This window comes from Vibrio sp. SCSIO 43136 (assembly GCF_023716565.1).
Classification (GTDB): Bacteria; Pseudomonadota; Gammaproteobacteria; order Enterobacterales; family Vibrionaceae; genus Vibrio.
In genome coordinates this window covers 218087-243664 of the sequence record NZ_CP071848.1, presented here as the reverse complement: position 1 = coordinate 243664, position 25578 = coordinate 218087, and the positions used below count along the sequence as shown (strand labels likewise).

Annotated in this window: 20 protein-coding genes; 10 read left to right on the top strand and 10 right to left on the bottom strand. The window is 48.4% G+C overall.

The window, feature by feature from the left end:
- Positions 1-134: 134 nt before the first annotated feature.
- From argH to argC, 4 genes are all read right to left on the bottom strand, one after another.
- Positions 135-2009 carry an argininosuccinate lyase gene (argH, locus tag J4N39_RS01165; protein WP_252021220.1) on the bottom strand — a complete coding sequence of 625 codons (1875 nt, stop codon included), beginning with the start codon at positions 2007-2009 and terminating at the stop codon, positions 135-137.
- Positions 2010-2086: 77 nt separating this feature from the next.
- Positions 2087-3301, bottom strand: a complete 1215-nt coding sequence (locus J4N39_RS01160) for an argininosuccinate synthase (protein ID WP_252021218.1) — start codon at positions 3299-3301, stop codon at positions 2087-2089.
- A 57-nt stretch (positions 3302-3358) separates the two neighbouring features.
- A complete protein-coding gene (argB, locus tag J4N39_RS01155; protein ID WP_252023578.1) occupies positions 3359-4153 on the bottom strand; it encodes an acetylglutamate kinase in 795 nt (264 codons plus the stop codon).
- Positions 4153-5157, bottom strand: coding sequence for an N-acetyl-gamma-glutamyl-phosphate reductase (argC, locus tag J4N39_RS01150; RefSeq protein ID WP_252021215.1), 1005 nt, complete (start codon positions 5155-5157; stop codon positions 4153-4155). Before argC ends, argB begins: the two co-directional genes overlap by 1 nt.
- A gap of 139 nt (positions 5158-5296) precedes the next feature.
- Here argC and argE point away from each other — a divergent pair, with 139 nt between their 5' ends.
- From argE to J4N39_RS01135, 3 genes are all read left to right on the top strand, one after another.
- Complete coding sequence (argE, locus tag J4N39_RS01145) at positions 5297-6433, top strand: acetylornithine deacetylase (RefSeq protein WP_252021213.1); 1137 nt, start codon at positions 5297-5299, stop codon at positions 6431-6433.
- A gap of 265 nt (positions 6434-6698) precedes the next feature.
- Positions 6699-9329: a phosphoenolpyruvate carboxylase gene (gene ppc / locus J4N39_RS01140; protein ID WP_252021211.1), complete on the top strand. Its 2631-nt coding sequence runs from the start codon at positions 6699-6701 to the stop codon at positions 9327-9329.
- 380 nt (positions 9330-9709) lie between these two features.
- Positions 9710-10249: a PadR family transcriptional regulator gene (locus tag J4N39_RS01135; RefSeq protein WP_252021208.1), complete on the top strand. Its 540-nt coding sequence runs from the start codon at positions 9710-9712 to the stop codon at positions 10247-10249.
- A 59-nt stretch (positions 10250-10308) separates the two neighbouring features.
- On the opposite strand, the gene metF is transcribed toward J4N39_RS01135, so the two are convergent.
- From metF to J4N39_RS01120, 3 genes are all read right to left on the bottom strand, one after another.
- Positions 10309-11202, bottom strand: coding sequence for a methylenetetrahydrofolate reductase (gene metF / locus J4N39_RS01130; RefSeq protein WP_252023577.1), 894 nt, complete (start codon positions 11200-11202; stop codon positions 10309-10311).
- Positions 11203-11362: 160 nt separating this feature from the next.
- On the bottom strand, positions 11363-13774 hold the full coding sequence (locus tag J4N39_RS01125) for a bifunctional aspartate kinase/homoserine dehydrogenase II (RefSeq protein ID WP_252021206.1): 2412 nt from the start codon (positions 13772-13774) through the stop codon (positions 11363-11365).
- The gene (locus tag J4N39_RS01120) at positions 13767-14939 is read right to left on the bottom strand and encodes an O-succinylhomoserine (thiol)-lyase (protein WP_252021204.1); all 1173 of its coding nucleotides are present in this window, start codon (positions 14937-14939) and stop codon (positions 13767-13769) included. The genes J4N39_RS01125 and J4N39_RS01120 overlap by 8 nt, the downstream gene beginning before the upstream one ends.
- A gap of 265 nt (positions 14940-15204) precedes the next feature.
- Here J4N39_RS01120 and metJ point away from each other — a divergent pair, with 265 nt between their 5' ends.
- On the top strand, positions 15205-15525 hold the full coding sequence (gene metJ / locus J4N39_RS01115) for a met regulon transcriptional regulator MetJ (protein ID WP_252021202.1): 321 nt from the start codon (positions 15205-15207) through the stop codon (positions 15523-15525).
- Between the two features lie 66 nt (positions 15526-15591).
- On the opposite strand, the gene J4N39_RS01110 is transcribed toward metJ, so the two are convergent.
- Complete coding sequence (locus tag J4N39_RS01110; RefSeq protein WP_252021199.1) at positions 15592-16851, bottom strand: malic enzyme-like NAD(P)-binding protein; 1260 nt, start codon at positions 16849-16851, stop codon at positions 15592-15594.
- A 224-nt stretch (positions 16852-17075) separates the two neighbouring features.
- Positions 17076-17294 carry a 50S ribosomal protein L31 gene (rpmE, locus tag J4N39_RS01105; RefSeq protein ID WP_252021187.1) on the bottom strand — a complete coding sequence of 73 codons (219 nt, stop codon included), beginning with the start codon at positions 17292-17294 and terminating at the stop codon, positions 17076-17078.
- Between the two features lie 249 nt (positions 17295-17543).
- Between rpmE and priA the strand changes: the two genes are divergently transcribed.
- The 3 genes from priA to J4N39_RS01090 all read left to right on the top strand — a co-directional run bounded on the left by priA (position 17544) and on the right by J4N39_RS01090 (position 21657).
- Positions 17544-19748 (top strand): primosomal protein N', encoded by a 2205-nt coding sequence (gene priA, locus J4N39_RS01100; RefSeq protein ID WP_252021184.1) that lies wholly within the window; start codon positions 17544-17546, stop codon positions 19746-19748.
- Positions 19749-20013: 265 nt separating this feature from the next.
- Complete coding sequence (cytR, locus tag J4N39_RS01095; protein WP_252021182.1) at positions 20014-21018, top strand: DNA-binding transcriptional regulator CytR; 1005 nt, start codon at positions 20014-20016, stop codon at positions 21016-21018.
- 99 nt (positions 21019-21117) lie between these two features.
- Positions 21118-21657 (top strand): SPOR domain-containing protein, encoded by a 540-nt coding sequence (locus J4N39_RS01090; RefSeq protein ID WP_252021181.1) that lies wholly within the window; start codon positions 21118-21120, stop codon positions 21655-21657.
- A 23-nt stretch (positions 21658-21680) separates the two neighbouring features.
- Here J4N39_RS01090 and J4N39_RS01085 read toward each other — a convergent pair whose 3' ends face one another.
- On the bottom strand, positions 21681-22460 hold the full coding sequence (locus J4N39_RS01085; protein ID WP_252021180.1) for an MBL fold metallo-hydrolase: 780 nt from the start codon (positions 22458-22460) through the stop codon (positions 21681-21683).
- A gap of 163 nt (positions 22461-22623) precedes the next feature.
- On the opposite strand from J4N39_RS01085, the gene hslV reads away from it, so the two are divergent.
- The 3 genes from hslV to J4N39_RS01070 all read left to right on the top strand — a co-directional run bounded on the left by hslV (position 22624) and on the right by J4N39_RS01070 (position 25568).
- Positions 22624-23160 carry an ATP-dependent protease subunit HslV gene (gene hslV, locus J4N39_RS01080; RefSeq protein ID WP_252021179.1) on the top strand — a complete coding sequence of 179 codons (537 nt, stop codon included), beginning with the start codon at positions 22624-22626 and terminating at the stop codon, positions 23158-23160.
- Positions 23161-23173: 13 nt separating this feature from the next.
- On the top strand, positions 23174-24508 hold the full coding sequence (gene hslU, locus J4N39_RS01075; protein WP_252021178.1) for an ATP-dependent protease ATPase subunit HslU: 1335 nt from the start codon (positions 23174-23176) through the stop codon (positions 24506-24508).
- A gap of 142 nt (positions 24509-24650) precedes the next feature.
- Positions 24651-25568, top strand: coding sequence for a 1,4-dihydroxy-2-naphthoate polyprenyltransferase (locus J4N39_RS01070; protein WP_252021177.1), 918 nt, complete (start codon positions 24651-24653; stop codon positions 25566-25568).
- Positions 25569-25578 lie beyond the last annotated feature (10 nt).

Below are 25578 nucleotides of genomic sequence, written 5' to 3'. Positions count from 1 at the left end.
GGGCCTTCTTAGATTCTTCTAAGAAAAAGCAGTGGTATTAGGTAGACCGCTGCTTTTTGCTTTTAGTTCCCAAAAAGATCCGATTTTTTTAAAAAAAGATCAGCTTATTTTAAGAACCTCTAATAAACAGTCACTTACGCTACATTGGTGCGCACAATAACTTGCTCAACTAGATCAATTTCTAGGGCAACTTCGTCACATGCGTGTTGACGAGGGCACTGATCGCAATCTTTCAGCACTTTCTCAGGCAGTAATGTCTTCGATGTTGGAATGAATGCCTGGCGCATAAAGAACTCAGGTACACGAGTCAGTACAAACACTTTCTTAATCGCCATCTGCTTCGCACGCTCTACCAAGTGCTGAACAATGGCACTGCCTTGGCCTTGGTGCTGCCAGCCCGCTTCAACGCCTAATGAACGAATTTCTGCCAGTCCAGAGTCATAAACATACAAAGAGGCACAACCTGTCACTTCACCATGATGCTCAGCAACGGCAAACGAGCCAATATCACGAATTAGCTCACTGCGAGAGCGAGGTAAGTTCTCTCCCAATCCAGCCCAGTAAGCCACCATGCCTTCAAGGGCATCGATATCTGTTAGGCGTGCAGGGCGAACTTTCACTCCAGCATTATCACGCTGCTCGATACGTTGAGTCGCTTGGTCAATCGCGTAGGCAACCTGACTTGGCGATACGCCGCCCAACGCCGAACGTTTCTCGAGGCATGATTCAATGGTTAAGATGTCGTAGACGTCTTCTTCAATCACCTCAGAGAACTGCTTGAGCTCCGCAATCGACAACTCTTCTAATGCACAACCTTTATCAATGGCTGCGACCACCGCCACACCCACAATATGGTGCGCTTCACGGAAAGGAATATCTTTCGCTACTAAGTAGTCCGCAAGCTCGGTTGCGTTAGCGTAACCTTGTTTCGCCGCTTCCAAAGTACGCTCTGCGTTGACTTTGATGCCGTCAAAACAAAGTGCCGCCATTTCAATACAGTCGTTCCAGCTATCCAATGCGTCAAACAGGCCTTCTTTATCTTCCTGCATGTCTTTGTTGTAAGCCAGTGGTAGCGCCTTAACCGTCATCATCATGCCAGCCATTGAGCCATATACACGCCCAACCTTGCCACGGATAAGCTCTAGTGCATCCGGGTTTTTCTTCTGCGGCATCAATGAAGAGCCAGACGTTACTGTGTCTGCCAACTCGATAAAGTTAGACTCACCTGAGTTATAGAAAATCATATCTTCTGCAAGACGCGACAAATGCAGCATAGAGACAGATGCTACCGACATCAGCTCCATGACATGATCGCGGTCTGACACTGAATCTAAACTGTTGCGGGTTGCACGGCGAAAACCTAGGTTATGCGCCAGTTGCTCACGGTCGATTGGGTAAGCGGTACCCGCCAAAGCACCCGAGCCCAGCGGACAGGTATCAAGACGACGAATCGCATCAGATAGGCGAGAGTAATCACGCTCGAACATTTCAACGTAGGCCAAACACCAATGTGCGAACGTCACCGGTTGAGCACGTTGTAAGTGGGTATAACCAGGCAGAACCGTATCTTGGTGGGCTTGCGCCACACTCACCATTTGCGCTTGCAGACGATCGAGCGCTAACAGTAATTGATGGCCTTGCTGGCGGCACCAGAGTTTTAAATCCGTAGCCACTTGGTCGTTACGAGAACGACCTGTATGAAGCTTTTTACCCAAATCACCGACTTTGCCAATCAGCTGCTGCTCAACCCAGCTATGAATATCTTCGGCATCAGACAGCAAGATCTGCTCAGGATCTTCCATCACTTCCAATTTCAATTCATTCAGTGCCAGCTCAAGCTTTTGCTGCTCATCTTCACTCAATACGTTGACCGACAGCAGTGCTTTTGACCAAGCGATAGAGCCAACGATGTCTTGCTCAGCCAATCGGTAGTCGAAACGTAATGAGTCATTAAATTGTTTAAATCTGGTGTCTGCTGCTTGGGTAAATCTACCGCCCCATAATGCCATTGCGTCTCTCCTGCTGATATCGAAAAGCCGGGTTAAACATCACCCGGCCTTGGGTTGCTTCCGTGTATAAGGTGTTATTATTTTTTTGCTTCGTTCAATGCGCGAATGCGGCTTGATAGAGAGTAAAGACGAATGAAGCCGCCTGCATGGCTTTGGTCATATACTTCATCTTCGCCAAAGGTCGCAAACTCTTCAGAGTACAGGCTGTTATCAGAACGCTTCTGAGTCACTGTTGCTTGGCCTTTGTACAGCTTGATCACTACTTCGCCGTTCACATCTTGCGCCAGTTCTTCGGTCGCTGCAAGAATAGACTTACAAAGCGGAGTGAACCAACGACCATCGTACACCAGGTGAGACGCTTTCAAACCCAGTTCTTCACGGAATTCAAACGCTGACTTGTCCAACACCAGCTGCTCAACAGCACGTAAAGCTTCCATCATGATGGTGCCTCCCGGTGTTTCGTAACAGCCACGAGACTTCATACCTACTAGACGGTTTTCAACGATATCGATACGACCTACGCCGTGTTTTGCACCTTTCTCGTTTAGGTAAGTTAGTGCGTTGTACGGAGTCATAGCTTCGCCATCGACTTCAACCACCGCACCCTGTTCAACTTTTAGCGATACGTATTCAGCTTCGTTTGGCGCTTGCTCAGGATCGACTGTCCAAACCCAGCAATCTTCATTTGGAGCATTCCAGGTATCTTCTAGCACACCGCCTTCGGTTGAAATGTGCCAAGCGTTCGCATCACGCGAGTAGATCTTGGTCAGAGAAGCGCTACATGGGATGTTACGCTCAGCGAGGTAATCTAGGCACTCTTCACGGCTGACCAAATCCCACTCACGCCAAGGAGCAATCACTTGTAGATCAGGTGCCAGTGCGGCAAATGCGCCTTCAAAACGTACTTGGTCGTTTCCTTTACCCGTACAGCCGTGACATAGTGCATCGGCACCGACTTTACGTGCAACTTCTACCTGTGCTTTAGCAATGATAGGACGTGCCATTGAAGTACCTAGTAGGTATTTGCCTTCGTATAGCGCACCTGTTTTCAGCGTTGGGTAGATGTACTCTGCCACCATCTCTTCTTTCAGATCGGCGATGTAACACTCAGAGGCACCTGACGCTTTAGCTTTTTCTTCAATGCCTTGCAGCTCTTCGTCACCCTGACCAACATCGGCCACGAAAGCGACCACTTCACAATCGTAGTTTTCTTTTAGCCACGGGATGATCACAGATGTATCTAGACCGCCTGAATAAGCGACAACCACTTTATTTACACTTACTTTGCTCATTTTCTCTCTCCTAAGTCTTCGGCGCTGCGCTAGGCGGTCAGTGCCAAGGATATTCCATTAATTTGGTAAAAATTGGGTGCCAATGCTCTCGCCTGAGAACAACTGGTTTAATTTCTCTGGGTAACGCCAAGTGGCGACCTCAATTGGGCGACCAAGTTCGTTGGCCGCTTGAAGCGCAGCTTTCACTTTGACGATCATACCGTCGGTGATCACCTGCCCTTTAATTAACTCTTCTGCTGTTTTCTCATCAAGCTGTGCCAACAGGTGACCTTTGCCATCCAGTACACCGCTCACATCGGAAAGCAGTACCAGCTCAGCATCAAGCGCGCCTGCCACTGCGACAGCGGCTTGATCAGCGTTCACATTCATTAACTGGCCTTGCTCTGTCATGCCGATAGAACTAATGATGGCAATGCTGCCTGTTGCTAAAATCGCTTGCAGCACTAGTGGGTTACCAGGAGTTGCATTGCCCACTGCACCCAGCTCGGGGTCCAGTTCTGAAATCTGACAAAGTCCACCATCAGCAAGGCTTAAACCCACTGACTGGATATTGGCTTTGATCGCCGCACCTTGCAGCAGCTTGTTGGCCGTGCCCGCCAATGCGCCAGCAATCACGCTAATTTGGTCGTAAGGCGTTACACGCAGGCCATTTTTCTTTACGGTTTTTAGATTTAGGTCAGCCATCAGCTGATCCACTAGGTAACCACCACCATGCACCACCACTATTGGGCGCTGTGCAGTCGCTTGGTAGCTTTGAACTGCACCAAATAGCTTGCCAAGTGTCTCTTCACACTCAAGCGCTGCACCACCAAGTTTGATCACTAAAGGAGTTTTACTCATATCCCGCTCCATTAAACCAAAGACGTCATTGGCGCATAGCCATAACGAATGTTGAGACACTGCATTGCTTGGCTCGCCGCACCTTTTAATAGGTTATCGATCGCTGAAACCAAGATCAGATGCTGGCCTTGCACTTTCCATCCCAAATCAACAAATGGCGTGTTTGCCACGTTTTGAATCGATGGCATTTCACCACCAAGAACTCTCACCAATGGTTTGTCTTGGTAAGCTTGCTCGATAGCCTCTGTCACTTGTTGCTGCGTGACACCTGCGTTTAACTGACAAGTAATCGTCGCTAAGATGCCGCGTTTAAAGTTGCCAAGGTGTGGCGTGAAAATAACGTCACAATCTAAATGAGTGCTGATTTCTGGTTGATGACGATGGCCGAAGACGCCATAAGGTTGCAGGCTGACTTCACAAAAGCTGTTGGTCATGCTCGCTTTACGACCCGCACCCGAAACACCACTGGTTGCGTTGATGACTGGCATCATCTCATTGTTTAAAAGGCCCACTTCAATCACAGGTTTAAGCGCAATCTGAGACGCCGTTGGATAACAGCCTGGTACTGCCACTAAATCGGCCGTAGCGATTTGGCTTTCATTCCATTCAGCAAGCCCATAGACCGCCTTTGCTAACCAATCTGAATGCTGGTGTTCAAAGCCGTAGTAATCTGGGTAGAAGTTATCTGCGCTGACACGGAAGGCACCAGACAAATCAAACACTTTACAACCCTTGGCTAAAAACTGTGGTGCAAGGTCATGACTCACTTCATGAGCCGTTGCCAAAAACACCACGTCCGCTTGCTGGGCGACCTCAGTAACATCCGTCAAAGGCTGCACTGCATCGTCAACCAGACCTTTTAATGAACCATGCAGCGCACTCAAAGGTTTATGTGCATCAAGGCTATTGGCGGACACGTATAAACCTGCTAGCGTGAGGTTTGGGTGTTTGACGACCATCAGTGCTAATTCAGCACCGGTATAGCCACTTGCTCCTACAATTACGGTTTTCAACATCTCAACACATCCAGTATGGACTCAAAGTGACTAGAAATACTTTTCAATTGCGTCAATTTGAGTTTTTATTCATTTAAATTGATTTAATATGTGTTTTATCCTCTTATGGATGCGCTGTCAACAGTAGAAGTAATAAAGCATGCAAATACCATCATTTAAACAGACCTATTCAGAGCTCATTTCGACCCCTTCCATCAGCTCTACAGACCCAAGTTGGGATCAGGGAAACCAACAAGTGATCGCCAAGCTTGCTACTTGGTTTGAAGATCTTGGCTTTAAAACTCAAACAGTTAGAGTTGAAGAGAATAAACATAACCTAATTGCACAGATGGGTGAAGGCGAAGGTGGATTATTACTTTCAGGCCATAGTGATACCGTACCTTTCGACCAAGGGCGCTGGAATTATGACCCGCACGCACTCACCGAAGCGAATAACCGTTTCTACGGATTAGGTACGGCGGACATGAAAGGCTTTTTTGCATTTATATTAGAAGCGGTAAAAAGCCAAGATTGGTCAAAGCAGGTCAAACCCCTCTATGTATTAGCGACATGTGACGAAGAAACCACCATGCTTGGTGCTCGTCATTTCGCCCAACATGCCGCCTTTACTCCCGATCAGTGCATCATCGGTGAGCCTACCAGTTTGGTCCCTGTAAAAGGACACAAAGGCCATATCGCTAATGCTATCAGGATAACTGGCAAATCAGGCCATTCATCAAACCCTGCATTAGGGGTCAACGCTATCGAGATCATGCACGAGGTACTCTTTGCTATGATGCAACTGCGTGACACATTGATTAAGACCTACCACCATCCGGGGTTTGAAATCCCATCACCCACCATGAACCTTGGTCACATCCATGGCGGGGACAGCGCAAATCGTATCTGTGGCTGCTGTGAGCTCCATTATGACGTTAGGCCTCTGCCGGGCATGAGTTTGGATGGTTTGGACAATCTTCTCAAAGAAGCACTAAAAGAAGTGACTGCCCGCTGGCCCAAACGAATAGAGATAACTGCCCTTCACGAACCGATACCTGGATACGAGTGTCAGCATGACCATTCGTTTATCACGCAAATGGAGAATTTATCTGGCCTCGATGCTCAAACAGTAAACTACTGCACGGAAGCGCCTTTCTTACAGCAACTATGCCCGACCTTGGTCTTGGGGCCGGGTTCAATCGATCAAGCCCACCAACCCGATGAGTTTTTAGCGTTTGAGTTTATCGACCCCACAGTCAATGTGCTTAAGCGAGCCATTCGCCACTACTGTTTCTAGTCTCGGGAAAGTTAACCTCGACAGTTCAACACACCCTTCAGGCAGGCTTACGCACCAAACTTGTGCGTAAGCCTGCCCAAGAAATAAGCAATGTAATTAATTTTCATACCATTGAAATACAGGCAATATTTCAAGTTGTTGTTAGGCAATGAAATGTGATTTCCCGATTTTAGGCACGACTTTATTTGACTCAGGGCAATTTTTTTCGCTAGATTGGGGTCTTGGGAAAAAACATTGGATGTAATTTTATTACAAGGCGGGAAGAATGAACGAGAAATATGCCGCGCTGAAGGGCAATGTACGTATGCTAGGCCAACTGCTTGGTAACACGATTCAAGAAGCTCACGGCGACGCTATTCTAGAGAAAGTCGAAACGATTCGTCAGCTGTCAAAATCAGCGCGCGGTGGTAATCAGGAAGACGGAACACGCCTGATCAAAGAACTTGAAAGCCTAAGTGATGATGAGCTGATCCCAGTCGCTCGCGCATTTAGCCAATTCCTCAACTTGACCAATATTGCTGAGCAATACCACACCATTTCGCGTCACTGTGAAGAACACGTATGTGAACCTGACGCTATCAACACTCTGTTTGGCAAATTGGCACAAAACGATATTTCTAAACTGGATACAGCTCAGGCAGTTCGCGACCTTAATATCGAACTCGTTCTGACGGCCCACCCGACGGAAATTACCCGTCGTACAATGATCAACAAACTGGTCAAAATCAACAAATGCCTATCAAAGCTAGAGCTTTCTGACCTTTCTTACAAAGAGCGAGTAAAAACTGAGCGCCGCCTTGAGCAGCTTGTGACTCAGATGTGGCACTCGGACGACATCCGTCAGCAGCGCCCGACACCACTGGATGAAGCTAAATGGGGCTTTGCGGTGGTAGAAAACTCACTTTGGGAAGCGGTTCCTGATTTCCTACGCGAGCTCGACGAGCGTTTGGAGAATCACTTAGGTGAAGGCCTACCTATCGATGCTCGCCCTGTACACTTCTCATCTTGGATGGGCGGTGACCGCGATGGCAACCCGTTTGTAACCCACAACATTACTCGTGAAGTGCTGCGCCTTTCTCGCTGGAAAGCGGCTGACCTTTACTTAACCGATATTCAAGAGCTGGTCAGCGAACTGTCGATGACCAAGTGCAACGACACTGTGCGCGAATTGGCCGGTGACGAGCACGAACCGTACCGTGCGATCTTAAAAGGTCTGCGCACACTACTCACAGACACTGTCGAAGTCCTAGACGCTAAAATCCACGATACTGATGTCCCGAACAAGCAGACGCTTAAATCGGTTGATCAGCTATGGACACCGCTTTACGCCTGTTACCAATCGCTGCACGAGTGTGGCATGGGCTCAATTGCCGATGGTTCGCTACTAGATACTCTTCGTCGCATCAAAGCATTTGGCGTACACTTAGTACGTCTCGACATTCGTCAAGAAAGCACTCGTCACTCAGACGTTCTTTCTGAACTGACCCGATACCTAGGCATCGGTGATTACGATCAGTGGAGTGAGCAAGATAAAGTTTCCTTCCTAGTGAACGAGTTAAGCTCTAAGCGTCCACTATTACCTCGTGATTGGCAGCCATCAGAAGCCGTTCAAGAAGTCATTGATACCTGTAAAGTTGTCGCTTCACAGCCACGTGAAGCGTTCGGCGCATACGTTATTTCAATGGCACGTACCGCATCCGACGTTCTTGCTGTTCACCTGCTGCTTCAAGAAGCAGGTTGCCCTTACCGCATGGATGTTTGCCCGCTGTTCGAGACCCTAGACGATTTGAACAACGCAGAAGATGTGATTCGCCAACTACTATCGATTGACCTTTACCGTGGCTTTATCCAAAACCACCAAATGGTCATGATCGGTTACTCGGACTCAGCCAAAGATGCGGGTGTGATGGCGGCAGGTTGGGCGCAATACGACGCCATGGATAAGCTTGTCAAAGTGTCTAAAGAGACCGACATCGAGCTAACCCTATTCCACGGCCGCGGTGGTACTATCGGTCGCGGTGGTGCTCCAGCCCACGCTGCACTGCTTTCTCAACCACCACAAAGCTTGAAAGGCGGCCTACGTGTAACAGAGCAAGGCGAGATGATCCGCTTTAAGCTCGGCCTACCTGACGTGGCAGTTAACAGCTTCAACATGTACGCTAGCGCCATTTTGGAAGCAAACCTGTTGCCACCACCAGAGCCAAAACAAGAGTGGCGAGAGCTGATGGATGTACTATCAGAAGTTTCTTGCGAAGCGTACCGTAATGTCGTTCGTGGTGAAAAAGACTTCGTCCCTTACTTCCGTAGCGCAACACCTGAGCTAGAACTCGGCAAATTGCCACTAGGTTCGCGACCGGCTAAGCGTAACCCGAACGGTGGTGTGGAAAGCTTGCGTGCAATCCCATGGATCTTCTCTTGGAGCCAAAACCGTCTGGTACTTCCTGCGTGGCTTGGAGCGGGCGAAGCGATTCAATTCTCGATCGACAAAGGTCACCAAGCGATGCTTGAAGAGATGTGCCGTGAGTGGCCGTTCTTCTCAACACGTCTTGGCATGCTAGAAATGGTTTACACCAAGTGCGATCCAGGCATCTCACGCCACTACGATCAGAAGCTAACCGCTGAAGAATTGTGGCCACTAGGTGACAAGCTGCGCAGTCAACTTGAGAAAGACATTCAAGCGGTACTTAACGTTGAAAACAACGAAAACCTGATGCAAAGCGACCCTTGGGGCTTGGAGTCTATCCGCTTACGTAACACCTATGTCTACCCACTTAACCTACTGCAAGCAGAGCTACTGCAACGTACTCGCCAGAGTGAAGCACCAAGCCCTGCTCTCGATGAAGCCCTAATGGTAACCATCGGCGGTATAGCAGCTGGTATGCGAAACACTGGTTAACGCAAGATATTCATCTAGTGATGAGACAAAAAGCCGCTTATAGCGGCTTTTTATTTGGATAAAGGTTCTTAATGAGAATTTTATCAGTTTTTTAGGAAATTTTGTCCCTCTATTCTACTTTATGCTTATTATTATTGATATGCTTGACGCCCGCTGTACACATCTATAACTACAACAATCCACAGCTCAACAGGGCTTAACGGGGCATAAATAAGAGACGGCTAAACAGACCGCTCGCCCTCCTCTAGGTGACATAGGCTTAATTGGTGACAGGGCCCGCATGAAGCGGGAGCATCAAATACACTGACTAAACGTGACAAAGAAGCACATTAGGTATTGATGCATTTTTTTGAGTTAATATTGACCATTGGATTAAAGACATGTCATTACCACACGTAATCCTTACTGTACTTAGTACTCGTGATGCCACCGGCTACGATATCACTAAGGAATTTTCATACAGCATCGGATATTTCTGGAAAGCGAGCCATCAGCAAGTTTACCGTGAACTGAACAAGATGGCGCAGAATCAACTTGTCACTTGTGTGCTTGAGCCACAAGAAGGCAAACCGGACCGCAAAGTCTATTCAATTACTGATGCTGGCCGTAAAGCGCTTGGGGAATGGTTTGAACAACCAACAGCGCACCCAACGGTACGCGACGAGTTTTCTGCCAAATTGATGGCGTGCGCGGTAGAAGGTAGCGCAGCATTTATTGAGCAACTAAAAGGTTTGATTGAAGAGTCAAATCAGCTCATCAGCCACTATCAAGAAATTGAGAACGTCTACTACGGACCAAACAATACCCTTGATACCCAAGCACGCTTAGAGCGCCTGACACTTCGTCGCAACCTACTGCTTAGACAAGCGTGGGTAGAGTGGGCACAAGAGGTGCTTACAGAACTAGAAGCGATGGTTTGAGCCATTGAAAATAAATAAGGGAAGCCACTGGCTTCCCTTATTTATTAGATAACAATCGATTAGACGTTGTTCGGACGCACACCCAGCGTATGGCACAAAGCGTAAGTCATTTCTGCGCGGTTTAGGGTGTAGAAATGGAAATCTTTTACCCCTTCACGACTAAGGATACGTACCATGTCGATCGCTTGGCTTGAACCCACGATTTGACGTGTCAGTGGATCATCGTCCAAGCCTTCAAACTGCTTGCTCATCCAGCCCGGCACTTTCACGTTGTTCATCGCCGCAAAACGAGAAGCTTGCTTGAAGTTCGATACTGGCAAAATACCCGGTACAATCTCCACATCAATGCCGGCCGCAACACAGCGGTCACGAAAACGTAGGTAGCTTTCTACGTCAAAAAAGAACTGAGTGATGGCTCGGTTTGCACCAGCATCCACTTTGCGCTTTAAGTTCAACAGATCCGACTGGGCGCTTTTCGCTTCTGGATGAACTTCTGGAAAAGCGGCCACAGAGATATCAAAGTCATGGCGAGATTTTAGTAGTTCAACCAGATCCGATGCGTACATGTCTGGAGCACCTCCGCCCGGCGGAATGTCACCACGCAGAGCAACAATACTCTCAATACCGTTAGCCCAATAATCTTCTGCGATATCCACCAGCTCCTCACGAGATGCATCGATACAAGTTAGGTGTGGCGCTGCAACCAAGCCAGTTTGGCTTTTGATCTCTTTGATGATTGAGTGGGTGCGATCACGTTCCCCTGAGTTTGCCCCATAAGTTACCGAGACAAATTTAGGTTTCAGGGTTTTAAGACGGTGCACCGAATTCCAAAGGGTCTCTTCCATCTTTTCAGAACTTGGCGGGAAGAATTCAAAGGAAACATTGATATCGTCTGATAACTCAGCGATGTTTTGATTTAATGCGTCTAGATGACTTGCGTGTGTGTAGCCCATTACAGCTTCTCCCTGCTGACGCGGTGCAGCGTCGTGTTTCATATTCCGTTATGACGTTTAGACGTCTATATGTCCATAATGTGACTTGAATCAGGAATTAAGTCAACACTCCCATCATGAAAATTATTCATAATGAGAGTGAAGACATTTCAACACCGATTTATAGCAGCCCAGCCAATCGGTTAAGATCGGATTGCAGTGCCCCTGCGGTCACTTCGCGACCCGCACCTGGACCTCGAATCACCAACGGGTTATCTTTGTACCACTTACTTTCAAGGGCAAAGATATTGTCACATGGCAACAGGTTGGCTAGTGCGTGCTCTTTGCTTAGCGCTTCTACGCCGACAGTCGCTTTACCGTCACGCTCTAAGCGGGCGACGTAACGCAGCACCTTCTCTTCACGCTGAGCTTTCTCCAATCGTTCGGCAAGCTCATCACTGAGCTCTTGCGCCTTATCAAGAAAGTCATCAAGCGATACCTGTTGCAAGCTTTCTGGTACCAACGACTCAACCTTGACCTGCTCAGGCTCGATATCAAAACCCGACTCACGAGCCAAAATCACCAGCTTGCGCATCACGTCAGAGCCATCTAAGTCGGCACGCGGATCAGGCTCGGTTAAGCCTTGTTGCCAAGCAAGATCAACCAGATCACTGAACGGCACACTGCCATCGTACTGCTGGAACAGCCACGACAAGGTGCCAGAGAAAATCCCAGACAACGCGATAATCTCATCACCACTTTCACGTAGGTCACGTACCGAGTGGTTGATCGGAAGCCCTGCACCTACAGTGGCGTTGTACAACCAATGACGACCAGTCTTAGCGAACGCATCGAGCACTTGGTGGTAGAATGCAGTAGAAGCTGAGCCCGCCACTTTGTTCGCCGAGATAAGATGCAAACCGTGTTCAGCAATTTCAGGGTACTGCTCGGCCAACTTTTGACTTGCTGTGACATCCAGCACGATCACTTCATCATACTTGGTCTGATGAGCAAGTTGTTCAAGCCAATCGCGCCCGTTGTGTTCGGTCGCTTCATCGTCGTAACGACTGTTGACTTCGGCAGCATCAATACCGTTAAAATCCATCCAGCAGGTTTGGCTATCTACTACAGCAACTAAATCAAAGCTCATGCCATGACGTTTAGCCAGCTCACTCTTCTGCTCTGCATAGAGGTCAAGCCACGCAGAGCCGATATTACCTTTACCACATAGAGCAATCGCCACACGCTTTTGCGCTTGGAACAATTGATCATGCACGCCTCGCAATAGAGGTTCGGTATCCACTTTGCGCAAAATTGCTACCAAGCTCAGGCCAGATTCGGCTTCACTGATGAACTTCACTGGCGCATTTTTCAATTGCTGATAGAAGCCATAACAGTGATTTGGGTTGGCAGTCACCCCAGCTCCCACGGCAGCAATCAATGAGAAGCCTTCACGTAAACGCAGCTCACCTTCAACACTCAAGTCTTGTAAATAACTCAGGGCTTCGCCAGAAACTTCGGCGGTATAGGCTAACAGCAGCTTGGTTTTATCTTGCTGCACCTCGTGAGCCAAAGGCTGCAATTGTGCACGCGTTAGGGCATTAAGCACCTCTTTGTGCTGACGTTCAAAATCGTGGCCATGAGCAAATGCGACCTCTAACAACAGCACTTCATCTAATGAAGTAACAATTTTTGCACCGCGACCAGAGGCCAACACACGCTCAATGCGGGTGGAGCCACATTCAGGCTGATAGCTACAACGAAGATGTAAATCCATGGCACTCTGTGCCACTGGCTGCAATGTACGGCTATGCAGGACAGGTGCAGCTAAGCGCGCAAGTTCGCTCGCTTCATCCAATCGCAGTAACGGCAACAAGCAAGCATCTTCTACTTTACGCGGGTCGGAACTAAACACCCCCGCCACATCACTCCAAATCGTCACTCGGCTCGACTCAGATAGCGCACCAATCACAGTCGCAGAGTAATCCGAACCATTACGGCCAAGCAGCACGGTTTCACCGGCTTGGTTGCGAGCCATAAAACCTGTAATGACTAAACGGCAATGAGAATGCTGTGCTAACACCGACTTCATAAGCGGCCAAGAGCGTGCTCGGTCCACTTCTGGTTGCGCACCTAAATCCGCACGGAGAAAATCGCGAGAGTCTAACCAAACTGACTCCATCTCACTTTGGCTAAGTAGTGCTGCTAGCAAACGAGCAGACCATACTTCACCATGACCAAGTGCTGCCGATTTTTGGGTGGCACTCAGCGGTGCACCCAACTCACCTAATGCAGCAAACTCTTGATTTAGCTGTTCAAGCAGTGGAGTGGCATAAGCTTCATCGAGCAGATCTTCCACCAGCGAGGTTTGAAACTGACGCAAGTTTTGTAAGTGCTCGTGAGCCACTCGACCATCTTTGTCCAGCGCCCCCAGCCAAGCGAGTAGCTGGTTGGTGGTGCTGCCAGCGGCAGAAACCACGACGATATCGTCAACTTGCGAGTATTCTTTTAAGATCCCAACCACACGTTTATAACAGTCTGGGTCGGCTAAACTGCTGCCACCAAATTTGTGCAGCTGTCGTGAATTAGTCATTGCCAAACTCCTTGGCTTTTGCAAAGGCTTGCTCAAGATCAGCGATTAGGTCTTCTTCATCTTCAAGACCCACTGAAAGGCGCAGCAACTTAGTCGTAATGCCCGCTTCCAGCTGTGCTTCATCGCTCATCGCTCGGTGAGTCATTGAGCTTGGGTGACAAATCAAACTTTCAACGCCACCTAGAGACTCCGCTAAAGAGAATAACTGCAATTCACTGACAAAGTGCTCCAACTTCTCTTGGCTGCCTGCAAATTCAAAGCTCAGCATCGAGCCAAAACCTTTCTGCTGCTTCTTAGCAATGTCATGCCCAGGGTGCTCAGGCAGACTTGGATGATAAAGTGTACCCACCAAGGATTGAGATTGAAGGTAAGTCAGGATTTTGGCAGAGCTTTCTTCATGCTGCCTCATACGAGCGCTCAAAGTGCGTAGGCCGCGCAAAGTCATGTAACTATCAAACGGAGTGCCCGTTGCCCCCAGACAGTTGCCCCACCAAGCCATTTCTTCAACGTGTTTTTCGTCTTTACAGATCAATACACCACCAATCACATCTGAGTGACCGTTGATAAACTTGGTGGTGGAATGAATAACAAAATCAGCGCCGAGAGTGAGCGGCTTTTGGTAAACCGGAGTAAGGAAAGTATTATCCACCGCTACCAGTGCGCCCACTTGACGAGCTTTTTCACACACTTGAGCGATGTCTACCACGCGCACCAATGGGTTGGATGGTGTTTCTAGCAACACCAGTTTCGGTTTTTTGCTAAGCGCAGCATCTAAGGCTTCACTGTCCGACTGATCGACAAACTCAACTTTAAAATCCCCTTTAAGGGCTCGAGTATTAAACAGGCGATAGGTACCGCCATAACAGTCGTGCGGTGCAATAATTAAGTCATCAGGGCCAAGTAAACTGGTCACCCACAGGTTAATCGCCGCTGTACCCGTGTTGGTTATCACCGCACCCGCACCTGATTCTAGCTCAGCAAGGGCCGTTTCTAATTGGTTGCGATTTGGGTTTCCTGAACGGGTGTAATCGAACTTTGGCACTTCTCCAAAAGAAGGGAAGCCATAGTTGGTCGATAGGTAAATAGGTGGAACAACGGCGTGATACTGACTATCTTCTTCAATACCTGTACGTACAGCAATGGTAGCTGGCTTGCGATCACTCATGGGGCTGGTCTTCCTTTCCAAATAGCATGCTATCTGTTATACCACTATTGGTATCAGACAACATTCGGTGTCTTACTTTTCGCTTTTGTTAGCGCTACACAATACTCTACCGATCACAGTTTAGGACGTCAACACTTCTAGACGTCTATATGTCTTTGCTTATGGCGGTAAAAGTCGCTAAAATCTATCCTTATTCAGATATTGAGGGGCTGCATAGATTCACTCAATATCCCACTGATGACAAAAGCATAATTAAAGGTGCGCAATGGCAGACTGGAACGGCGAATATATTAGCCCTTACGCCGAGCATGGTAAAAAGAGCGAACAAGTAAAGAAAATCACTGTATCTATTCCACTTAAAGTGTTGAAGGTATTAACCGATGAGCGCACTCGTCGTCAGATAAACAATCTGCGTCACGCAACTAACAGTGAACTTCTATGTGAAGCTTTCTTACATGCCTACACAGGCCAGCCACTGCCAACCGATGAAGACTTGCGTAAAGACCGCCCAGATGAGATCCCTGCTGAAGCCAAAGCGCTGATGACAGAAATGGGTATCGAATTTGAAGCGTTTGACGAAGAGTAAGACGTCAGTAGAACCAATAAAAAACGGGGTGCTCAATGAGCACCCCGTTTTTTATTCCAGCGGATTTTACGCCATGTAATTTTCTGGCATGTCGATGCGCGCCACACCTGAGTCAATGGCCGCTTGAGCAACCGCTTTAGCCACTCGAGGGAGCAGACGTGGGTCCATCGGTTTTGGAATGATGTAACCCGAACCAAACTCAAGGCTATCCACGCCCGCAGCCGTTAGTACTTCCGCAGGCACTGGCTCTTTAGCCAGCTGGCGAATCGCTTCAACGGCGGCAAGCTTCATCTCATCGTTGATTTCGCTAGCGCGAACATCCAGTGCGCCACGGAAGATAAATGGGAAACAGATAACGTTATTCACCTGATTCGGGTAATCCGAACGGCCTGTACCCATGATCAAATCGCTACGCACTTCATGCGCTAACTCAGGTTTGATTTCTGGATCTGGGTTTGAACACGCAAATACCACTGGCTTATCTGCCATCAAGGTCAGTGCTTCTGGCGCAAGCAGATTTGGACCTGATACCCCTAAGAACAGATCAGCCCCTTCAATCACATCTTCTAGTGTGCGCTTGTCGGTGTTGTTGGCAAACAGCTTCTTATATTCGTTCAAGTCATCACGACGAGTGTGGATCACGCCTTTGCGATCCAGCATGTAGATTTTCTCACGCTGAGCGCCACATTTAATCAACAGCTCCATACATGCTACCGCCGCTGCGCCCGCACCCAAACAAACAATGGTTGCTTCTTCTAGCTTCTTGCCTTGCAGCTCAATCGCATTAAGCATGCCCGCAGCCGTTACGATCGCCGTACCATGCTGATCATCATGGAACACAGGCACGTCACAGCGCTCGATAAGACGCTGCTCAATTTCAAAACAGTCCGGTGCTTTAATATCTTCTAGGTTAATTCCACCAAAGGTATCTGCAATGTTAGCCACCGTATCAACAAACTCATCAATGGTGCGATGCTTCACTTCAATATCAATGGAGTCTAGGCCAGCAAAGCGCTTAAACAGCAGCGACTTACCTTCCATTACTGGCTTTGACGCCAACGGACCAAGGTTACCCAAACCAAGAATCGCAGTACCGTTAGAGATCACTGCCACCATGTTGCCTTTAGCGGTGTATTTGTAGACGTTATCAGCATTTTGAGCGATTTCACGTACGGGCTCAGCCACACCTGGGCTGTATGCGAGCGCAAGATCTTCTACCGTGTCGGCAGGTTTGGTGAGTGCCACACCGATCTTACCTGCGGTAGGGAATGCATGGTAATCAAGCGCTTGTTGGCGAAAGTCATTTTGCTGATTGTCGTCTGACATGGTGGGGAGATTCCTAAAGCTGAAGTTACAAAAAAGTTAACAGGCTCGCTATTTTATTTAAGTTCGCTTTGAATGCCTATTAAGAAGTCAATAACCATAACATTGAGTTGTGATTGATAAAACATTCTGATTGGTAAAGTTTGGGCTAGATTCAAACTATGTGCAGGAATTTTAGGTATAAAAAAAGGACGCCGTAGCGTCCTTTTTCTCGAATTCGGTCAGAATTACTTCTTGCTTGATAGAGCACCGAAACGCTTGTTGAAGCGATCAACACGGCCGCCTGTATCAACGATACGTTGCTTACCAGTGTAGAATGGGTGACACTTGTCACATACATCTAGGTGGATGCTTTCTTTAGCAAGAGTTGAGTTGAACTCAAAAGTGTTGCCGCAAGAACAAGTTGCTTTTACAGCTTTGTATTCTGGGTGGATACCAGTTTTCATAGGGATAACCTCAATTAGGCCGTGTCGCTATCCGATTCTAAGCCGGACACCACACGTAGTTTACAAAAGACGTAGATGTTACGTCGATTAAGGCCGCGTATATTAAAGAATCGTTGGCGTAGGATCAACCAGTTTCGCTAAATTTTCGGCTTTTTTTTAAGCAATTGTCTTAGACAATTGGTGCCGGTTTCGATTCCTTCATTTTCATTGCTACAATAGCGCCACTTTCGATTCTATCTAACGGCTGTTATGTCTTTGACCATCGCTCAAGTTGCCCTACCCGTTCCTTTGGATAAACGCTTTGATTACCTGGTGAGTCAAGGGCAACACCCTGTGGTTGGTGGCCGTGTGAGTGTGCCATTCGGGCCAAAGACTCTAGTGGGTATAGTGACTGGGTTTAGCCATAAGTCTGAATTTGCGATTGAGAAACTCAAACCACTCAAAACCGTCATTGATGACAAACCGTTATGGCCATCGGACCTCTACGATTTACTCAACTGGTGCAGCCAATTCTATCAATACCCGCTGGGCGATACGCTTGCCAATGCGATGCCAACCTTATTGCGCAAAGGCAAACCCGCTGAACTTGCGCCGCAAGTTCAATGGCAAATGACCGAGGCTGGCAAGAATAAACTCATGCAAGGCTTTGCCAGTAATGCAGTAAAGCAGGCTCGCGCCATGCACTTACTGCAAAGTGGCCCAGTTAGCCGTGAGTTATTGAACGAAAATGACGTCACAAGCAGTGTGCTAAAACGCATCAAAGAAAATGGTTGGGCACAAGAGTTAGTGCAAATGCCCATCGCCAAACCTTGGCCTACAAATATTGAAGCGAACGTCGACAAACCCAAGCTCAATCAAGAACAATGTGTCGCCATTGCTGCCGTCAACAGCCAGCCTGGCTACGGCTGCTTTTTGCTGCAAGGCGTCACTGGGTCGGGAAAAACCGAAGTCTACCTCAACATGATAAAGCCTGTGCTCGAGCGTGGAGAGCAGGCTTTAGTTTTGGTGCCTGAAATTGGCCTAACTCCACAGACCATCAACCGCTTTCGCCAACGCTTTGACGTGCCCATTGAAGTGGTTCATTCAGGGCTCAATGACACCGAACGACTCAATGCTTGGCTTGCTGCGAAAGACAAACACGCAGGCATAGTCATTGGTACCCGCTCAGCACTGCTGACCCCGTTTACCAAGCTAGGCATTATCATCGTCGATGAAGAGCACGATAGCTCTTATAAACAACAAGACAGTCTTCGCTATCACGCTCGAGATGTGGCCATCATGCGAGCCCATAAAGAAGGTATCCCCGTCGTCTTAGGTTCTGCTACCCCAGCACTAGAAACCTTGTACAATGCCCGTAGTGGTAAATATCACCACTTGCGCTTAACGGCGAGAGCGGGCAATGCACGCCCGACAACCAATAAAGTGGTCGACATCAAGGGCCAATACTTAGAAAGTGGATTGTCAGCTGCGTTAATCGCCGAAATGCGCCGCCACTTGAATGCGGGCAACCAAGTGATGCTGTTTCTCAACCGCCGAGGCTACTCTCCTGCACTGATGTGCCATGACTGTGGCTGGACGGCAGAGTGCCAACGCTGCGATGCGTATTACACCTATCATAACAACACCCGAGACATGCGCTGCCACCACTGTGGCTCACAACGCCCTGTCGTTCATAGCTGCAAGCAGTGTGGCTCGCATCAATTGGTATCGGTCGGTGTGGGTACCGAGCAATTAGAGGGCTACCTAGCCCAGCTGTTTCCTGAGTTTAAGACCATCCGCATCGATCGTGATAGCACCCGCCGCAAAGGCAGCTTGGAGAGTGCGCTCAGTGCAATTCGTAACAATGAATACCAAATTTTAATCGGTACCCAAATGCTCGCCAAAGGTCACCACTTTCCAGACGTCACTCTCGTTGGCCTGCTGGACGTTGATGGATCACTATATAGCAGCGATTTTCGAGCATCAGAGCGGCTTGCCCAACTGTTCACCCAAGTTGCGGGTCGAGCGGGTCGAGCGAGTAAACCGGGAGAAGTGATCTTGCAATCACACCACCCTGAGCACAGTTTGCTGCAAGCACTATTGCACAAAGACTACGACCATTTTGCTGACGCCGCATTAATGGAGCGCCGCGCCGCCCAGCTACCGCCGTTCAGTTTCGTCACCCTATTTCGTGCAGAGGCGAACAACAACGCCATTGTAGAGCGCTTTATGCAGCAACTCAGGCAAACACTCGAAGCCCATCCACTATTTGACCACTATTGCCTAGTGCTGGGCCCAATGCCGGCACCTCTTGCTCGACGAGCAGGAAAGTTTCGTTGGCAACTCTTGCTGCAAGTGCCGAGTCGCCCACAAATGCAAAAAATCCTCTATAGCGCCAAAACTGTCATCGACCTGCTGCCCGATGCCAAAAAAGTACGCTGGACTCTGGATATCGAACCTCAGGACATGAGCTAAACCGCTTAGATTTGCCAAACGATTGCGTTTGATGTGAGAATGGTCACGTTTCAGATGTAATTTTTGTTAATCTCGCCGTAAATCCCATCGCTTTTTGAACATAAAATAGCCAAGATATACAAGCTTTTAATTTAAAGTTACTAACAAAAGTCACAATAACTATTATAACTTTGCCAAAGTTTACAGGCAGGGATCTTGTATCAAATTTCTGCTTAGTCAGTTCGCCGTATTATGACTAAGCCATGCAGAACCATGAGGAAAATCTATGGCGACAATGAAGGATGTTGCCCAGCTTGCTGGCGTATCCACGGCTACCGTATCTCGGGCGTTAATGAACCCTGAGAAAGTCTCATCTTCAACTCGCAAACGCGTTGAAGATGCGGTACTTGAAGCGGGCTACGCACCTAACTCATTAGCACGTAATTTGCGTCGCAACGAATCTAAAACGATTGTTACTATCGTTCCAGATATTTGTGACTCTTACTTCAGCGAAATCATCCGAGGGATTGAAGATGCCGCTGTCGAACACGGCTATCTCGTTCTGCTCGGTAACAGCGGACAACAAGAAAAGCGTGAAAGCTCCTTAGTCAATCTGGTGTTTACCAAACAGGCCGATGGCATGCTACTGCTAGGGACCCAACTACCATTTGACGTCAGTAAGCCTGAACAAAAGAACCTACCACCACTGGTGATGGGGTGTGAGTTTGCGCCAGAGCTTGAGCTGCCAACAGTTCATATCGATAACCTGACCTCTTCATTTGAAGCGGTTAACTATCTGACCCAAATGGGGCATCGACACGTCGCCCAACTCAAAGGGCCAGAAAATACTCAGCTTTGCCACTTTCGTAACCAAGGCTACCAACAAGCCCTTAGGCGCGCTGGCATTACCATGAACCCTGATTATCAGGTTGAAGGGGACTTTAGCTTTGAGTCTGGAGAAGCCGCTGCGGCGCAGCTACTTTCCCTGCCTGAGCCACCAACAGCGGTCTTTTGCCACAATGACGTCATGGCTATCGGTGCCATTCAAAAAGCCAAGCAAATGGGTAAAAAAGTACCTGAAGAGATCTCTTTTGTCGGCTTTGATGACATTCAGTTCGCTCAGTATTGCGATCCACCGTTGACAACCATTTCGCAGCCTCGCTATGAGATTGGTCGCCAAGCGATGTTGATGCTGCTCGAAATTCTAAAAGGACGCGATGTACGTGCGGGTTCTAGATTGCTCGATACTAAATTGGTGGTCAGAAAAAGTGCCTGTCCCCCAAGGGCATAACGGCACCAGCATCACCAATTTGCTATCTAACCTCTAGCAATAACGCCTAATTGTGGATTACCATGTTAGGCGTTTTTCCTTTTACCTAAGCAAATCAAAGTGGCGAATAAAGATTACGTTAGACGCGGCCGAGGACAAAAAAAACCGGCTCGTAGATCGGCTCCTAAATCCAAGCCGTGGAAAGCTGGCCTCGTTGCTATTCTGTTGGTTGGCGTGTTCGGCTACGGCCTTTTTACTTTAAGCCAAGACCCAGAGCCGCCCACTCCTGTAAGCAAACCTGCTGAGAAAAAAGTGGTCAAGAAGCCAAGCAAACCACTACCACCACCTCCAGAGGAGGAGTGGGAGTACATGGAGTCTTTGCCAAATAAAGAAGTGAAGGTCGAAGCCAAAGAAGCCGTGGTGTCTGACATTCCATACATCATGCAATGCGGTGCTTTTAAACTGGAATCTCAAGCAGAAGAGCGCAAGGTCAACATCGCTTTTCAAGGCATCAGCAGCCAGATCCGCAAGAAAGAAGGCAGTAGCTGGTATCGTGTCGTCCTAGGCCCGTACACCCGCAAACGCGACGCCGAGCGAGACAAGCATAAATTGCAAAAAGCACGAATTGAACCTTGTGCTATTTGGAAAGAAGCGCAATAGCACAATGTAAACAAGCGCCATGTCTACGACTGGCGCTTGTTTTTATTTCGGTTTAAGAAGCCACGAACTAATGCCCAACCTTTGGTTCGAATGACCCACCAGTGCGTCACTCGAAAGCGCGGTGAACTTTTCAAAAGTCCTTCATAAGCCTCTTGATCAAACGCCATCTCCCCCTGATGAGCCAACAGCAGTGTTTGTGGCTGATACTCATACACTCGCTTGAGCGAATACCGATACTGATGAGGCAAAAACACCGGGAACGGAGCAACGTATTTGTGCTTTAGCGCCACAATAAGATCGGCGACATAGAGTAACCTCGTCGGCTGATGACATAAGGTCAGATCTCTATCGGTATGTCCGACCGTATGCCAAACCTGCCAATCTTCGAACTCAGGGATAACCTCCCCGTCACCAAGTTTAATATCAGGAAAAAGATGGCGTGAGTACCACAAGTTTTTAAATCGAGACCCTTTGCGACTGGCCACGTAGGTCGCAAGCAATAAGTCCATCCAGTGCATTAAAATGCCCGCTACCCCCTGATACCACTGTCCGGGTTGGTCACCTGCGATAATTTTTGTGCCATAACGTTGCCTGAGCATGTTCGCCGCTCCAGCATGATCTGGGTGCATGTGAGTCACCACCACCGCTTTAAGATCATGTATACTGCGGCCCAGCTCATTCTCTATGTACGCCACTAACGGCTCGATGTCCGCCCGACAGCCCCCGTCAAGCAGCAACAGCTTATCTGGGTACTCCGCCAAATATATCGATTGAATATGACCGGGAATGGTATGCAGCTTCACAAATGGCTCACTTTGTTAATCTTTTGTTAAAACAAGTGTATCAAACATACGTTTGAATTGTCATGACAAATTTTTAACCCGCCCCATTATCACTCACCCTTGAAATTGATATTCCTAGCCGCATATATCATGTAATAGACAGGCGAATCATAAGGTAAATAACGTGACTACGATTGTATCAGTACGCCGCAACAACAAAGTGGTTATCGCTGGCGATGGCCAAGTATCGCTAGGCAACACAGTAATGAAAGGCAATGCAAAGAAAGTGCGTCGCCTGTACAACAACAAAGTATTAGCTGGATTTGCAGGGGGCACCGCAGACGCATTCACCCTATTTGAGCGTTTCGAAAGTAAACTGCAAATGCACCAAGGCCACCTAACTAAAGCGGCGGTTGAGCTGGCAAAAGACTGGCGTAGCGACCGTGCGCTACGCAAACTAGAAGCACTATTAGCCGTCGCTGATGAAACCGCTTCTCTTATCATCACTGGTAATGGCGATGTTGTTCAGCCAGAAAATGACCTGATTGCCATCGGTTCTGGTGGTAACTTCGCTCAAGCGGCTGCAACTGCGCTGCTAGAAAACACCGAGCTAGACGCTCGTGAAATCGCTGAGAAATCTCTAAAAATTGCTGGTGATATCTGTGTTTTCACCAACCACCACCACACTATCGAAGAGCTAGACGCTGCGTCTGCCGAGTAATAAGGAATCGACTATGTCTGAAATGACGCCTCGCGAAATTGTTCACGAACTAAATCGCCACATTATCGGCCAAGACAAAGCAAAGCGAGCGGTAGCCATTGCACTACGTAACCGCTGGCGTCGTATGCAGCTTGAAGAGAGTCTGCGCGCTGAAGTAACCCCTAAAAACATTCTAATGATTGGCCCAACGGGTGTGGGTAAAACTGAGATCGCTCGTCGTCTAGCTAAACTGGCCAACGCTCCTTTCATGAAAGTGGAAGCGACTAAGTTTACTGAAGTGGGCTACGTAGGTAAGGAAGTGGAAACCATTATCCGAGATCTTACCGATGTGGCGATCAAGATGACCCATCAACAAGCGATGGAAAAAGTGAAATTCCGCGCCGAAGAGCAAGCAGAAGAGCGCATTCTTGATGCCTTACTGCCACCACCTCGCGAAGGTTGGGGCTCAACCGATGGCCAAGAAGATACCTCGAACACACGTCAAATCTTCCGCAAGAAGCTGCGTGAAGGCAAACTTGATGACAAAGAGATTGACATCGACGTTGCCGCTCCTCAGATGGGCGTTGAAATCATGGCTCCTCCGGGCATGGAAGAGATGACCAACCAACTTCAGGGCATGTTCCAAAACCTTGCTGGCGATACGAAAAAGAGCCGCAAGATGAAGATCAAAGATGCCTTTAAAGCGCTGACGGAAGAAGAAGCTGCAAAGCTGGTTAATCAAGAAGAGCTAAAAGAGCAAGCGATCTACAACGTCGAGAACAACGGCATCGTATTCCTAGATGAGATCGACAAAATCTGTAAACGTGGCGAAAGCTCCGGCCCTGATGTATCTCGTGAAGGCGTTCAACGTGACCTACTGCCTCTAATCGAAGGTAGCACGGTATCGACCAAACACGGCATGGTCAAAACCGACCATATTTTGTTTATTGCATCAGGTGCATTCCAAGTGGCAAAACCTTCAGACCTCATTCCCGAGCTGCAAGGTCGACTGCCAATTCGTGTTGAGCTAGAGGCTCTGACCAGTGATGACTTCAAACGCATCCTAACTGAACCTAAAGCATCGCTCACCGAGCAGTACCAAGCGCTGATGGCAACAGAGGAAGTTGGGGTTGAATTTACCCAAGACGGTATCCAGAAAATCGCTGATGCTGCGTGGCAAGTGAACGAAACCACAGAAAACATCGGTGCACGTCGTCTACACACTGTGATGGAACGTCTGATGGAAGAAATTTCATTTGCAGCAACCGAACACCCACAAGATGAAAAAGTGATCGTAGATGCTGAATACGTCAGCAAACGTCTGGGCGAGTTTGTTGAAGACGAAGACCTAAGCCGCTTCATTCTTTAACCCTACTGCGAGCAAAATCCCAATGCCTGTTTCAACCATGGTTGAAACAGGCATTTTTTTGCTCTGAATTTGAATTGCATCGGTCGAACTTAGTCTTATTGTGGTTATACTGTCGCCATCTTTAGGTGATCTGTTTGACATTATGACCAACACTCTAGCCATCTGGCTTGACGCAGCACGACCAAAAACTCTCCCACTAGCTATTGCCTCAATTACCACCGGCAGTAGCATGGCGCTATTAAATGGTCAGTTGTCACTGCCAATCATGTTTCTGGCGCTGCTGACGGCAATCTTGCTTCAAATCCTCTCTAACCTAGCCAATGACTATGGCGATGCCGTAAAAGGCACAGACAACGAAGCACGACTTGGACCAACTCGTGCGATGCAATCTGGTGCGGTTACCCCGCAAATGATGCGCCGTGCCATCGCCATCAATATTGCGCTTACCATAGCTTCGGGGTTAGCCCTGGTGCTTTATGCGCTGCAATCACCGAGCAGCATCATCGCTTTCTTGCTACTTGGACTGCTCGCCATTATTAGCGCCATCGCTTACACCGTCGGCAGTAAACCTTATGGCTATGTAGGTCTGGGTGACTTATCCGTATTCATCTTCTTTGGCCTACTTGGGGTTGCGGGTACTTACTTTCTGCACACGGGCACACTATCGAGTGACGTTTTCTTACCTGCGTTAGGTTGCGGCCTGCTTGCGGTGGCGGTATTGAACATCAACAACATGCGAGATATCGACAACGATCGCGCTTGTGGCAAAAAAACCATGGCGGTACGCCTAGGCAGTGGCAAAGCAAAGCTTTATCACATGTTACTACTAGCAGGTGGTGGCGCAGCCTTCATCGCCTACCTATGGCTCAACACTTACATCACCTTGTGGTCAATGATCATGCTGGCGGCCATCGCCTTGCTACTCAAGCACGGCAAGGCGGTGCTCGCGGCAAAACAGCCCGTTGAGCTAGCGCCGATGATGCCAGTTATCGTCAAGTGTGCCTTAGTGACTAACTTGTTGTTCTCAATCGTGATCACAGGCCAAACTCTGGCCAGTTAATTGAGGCTTG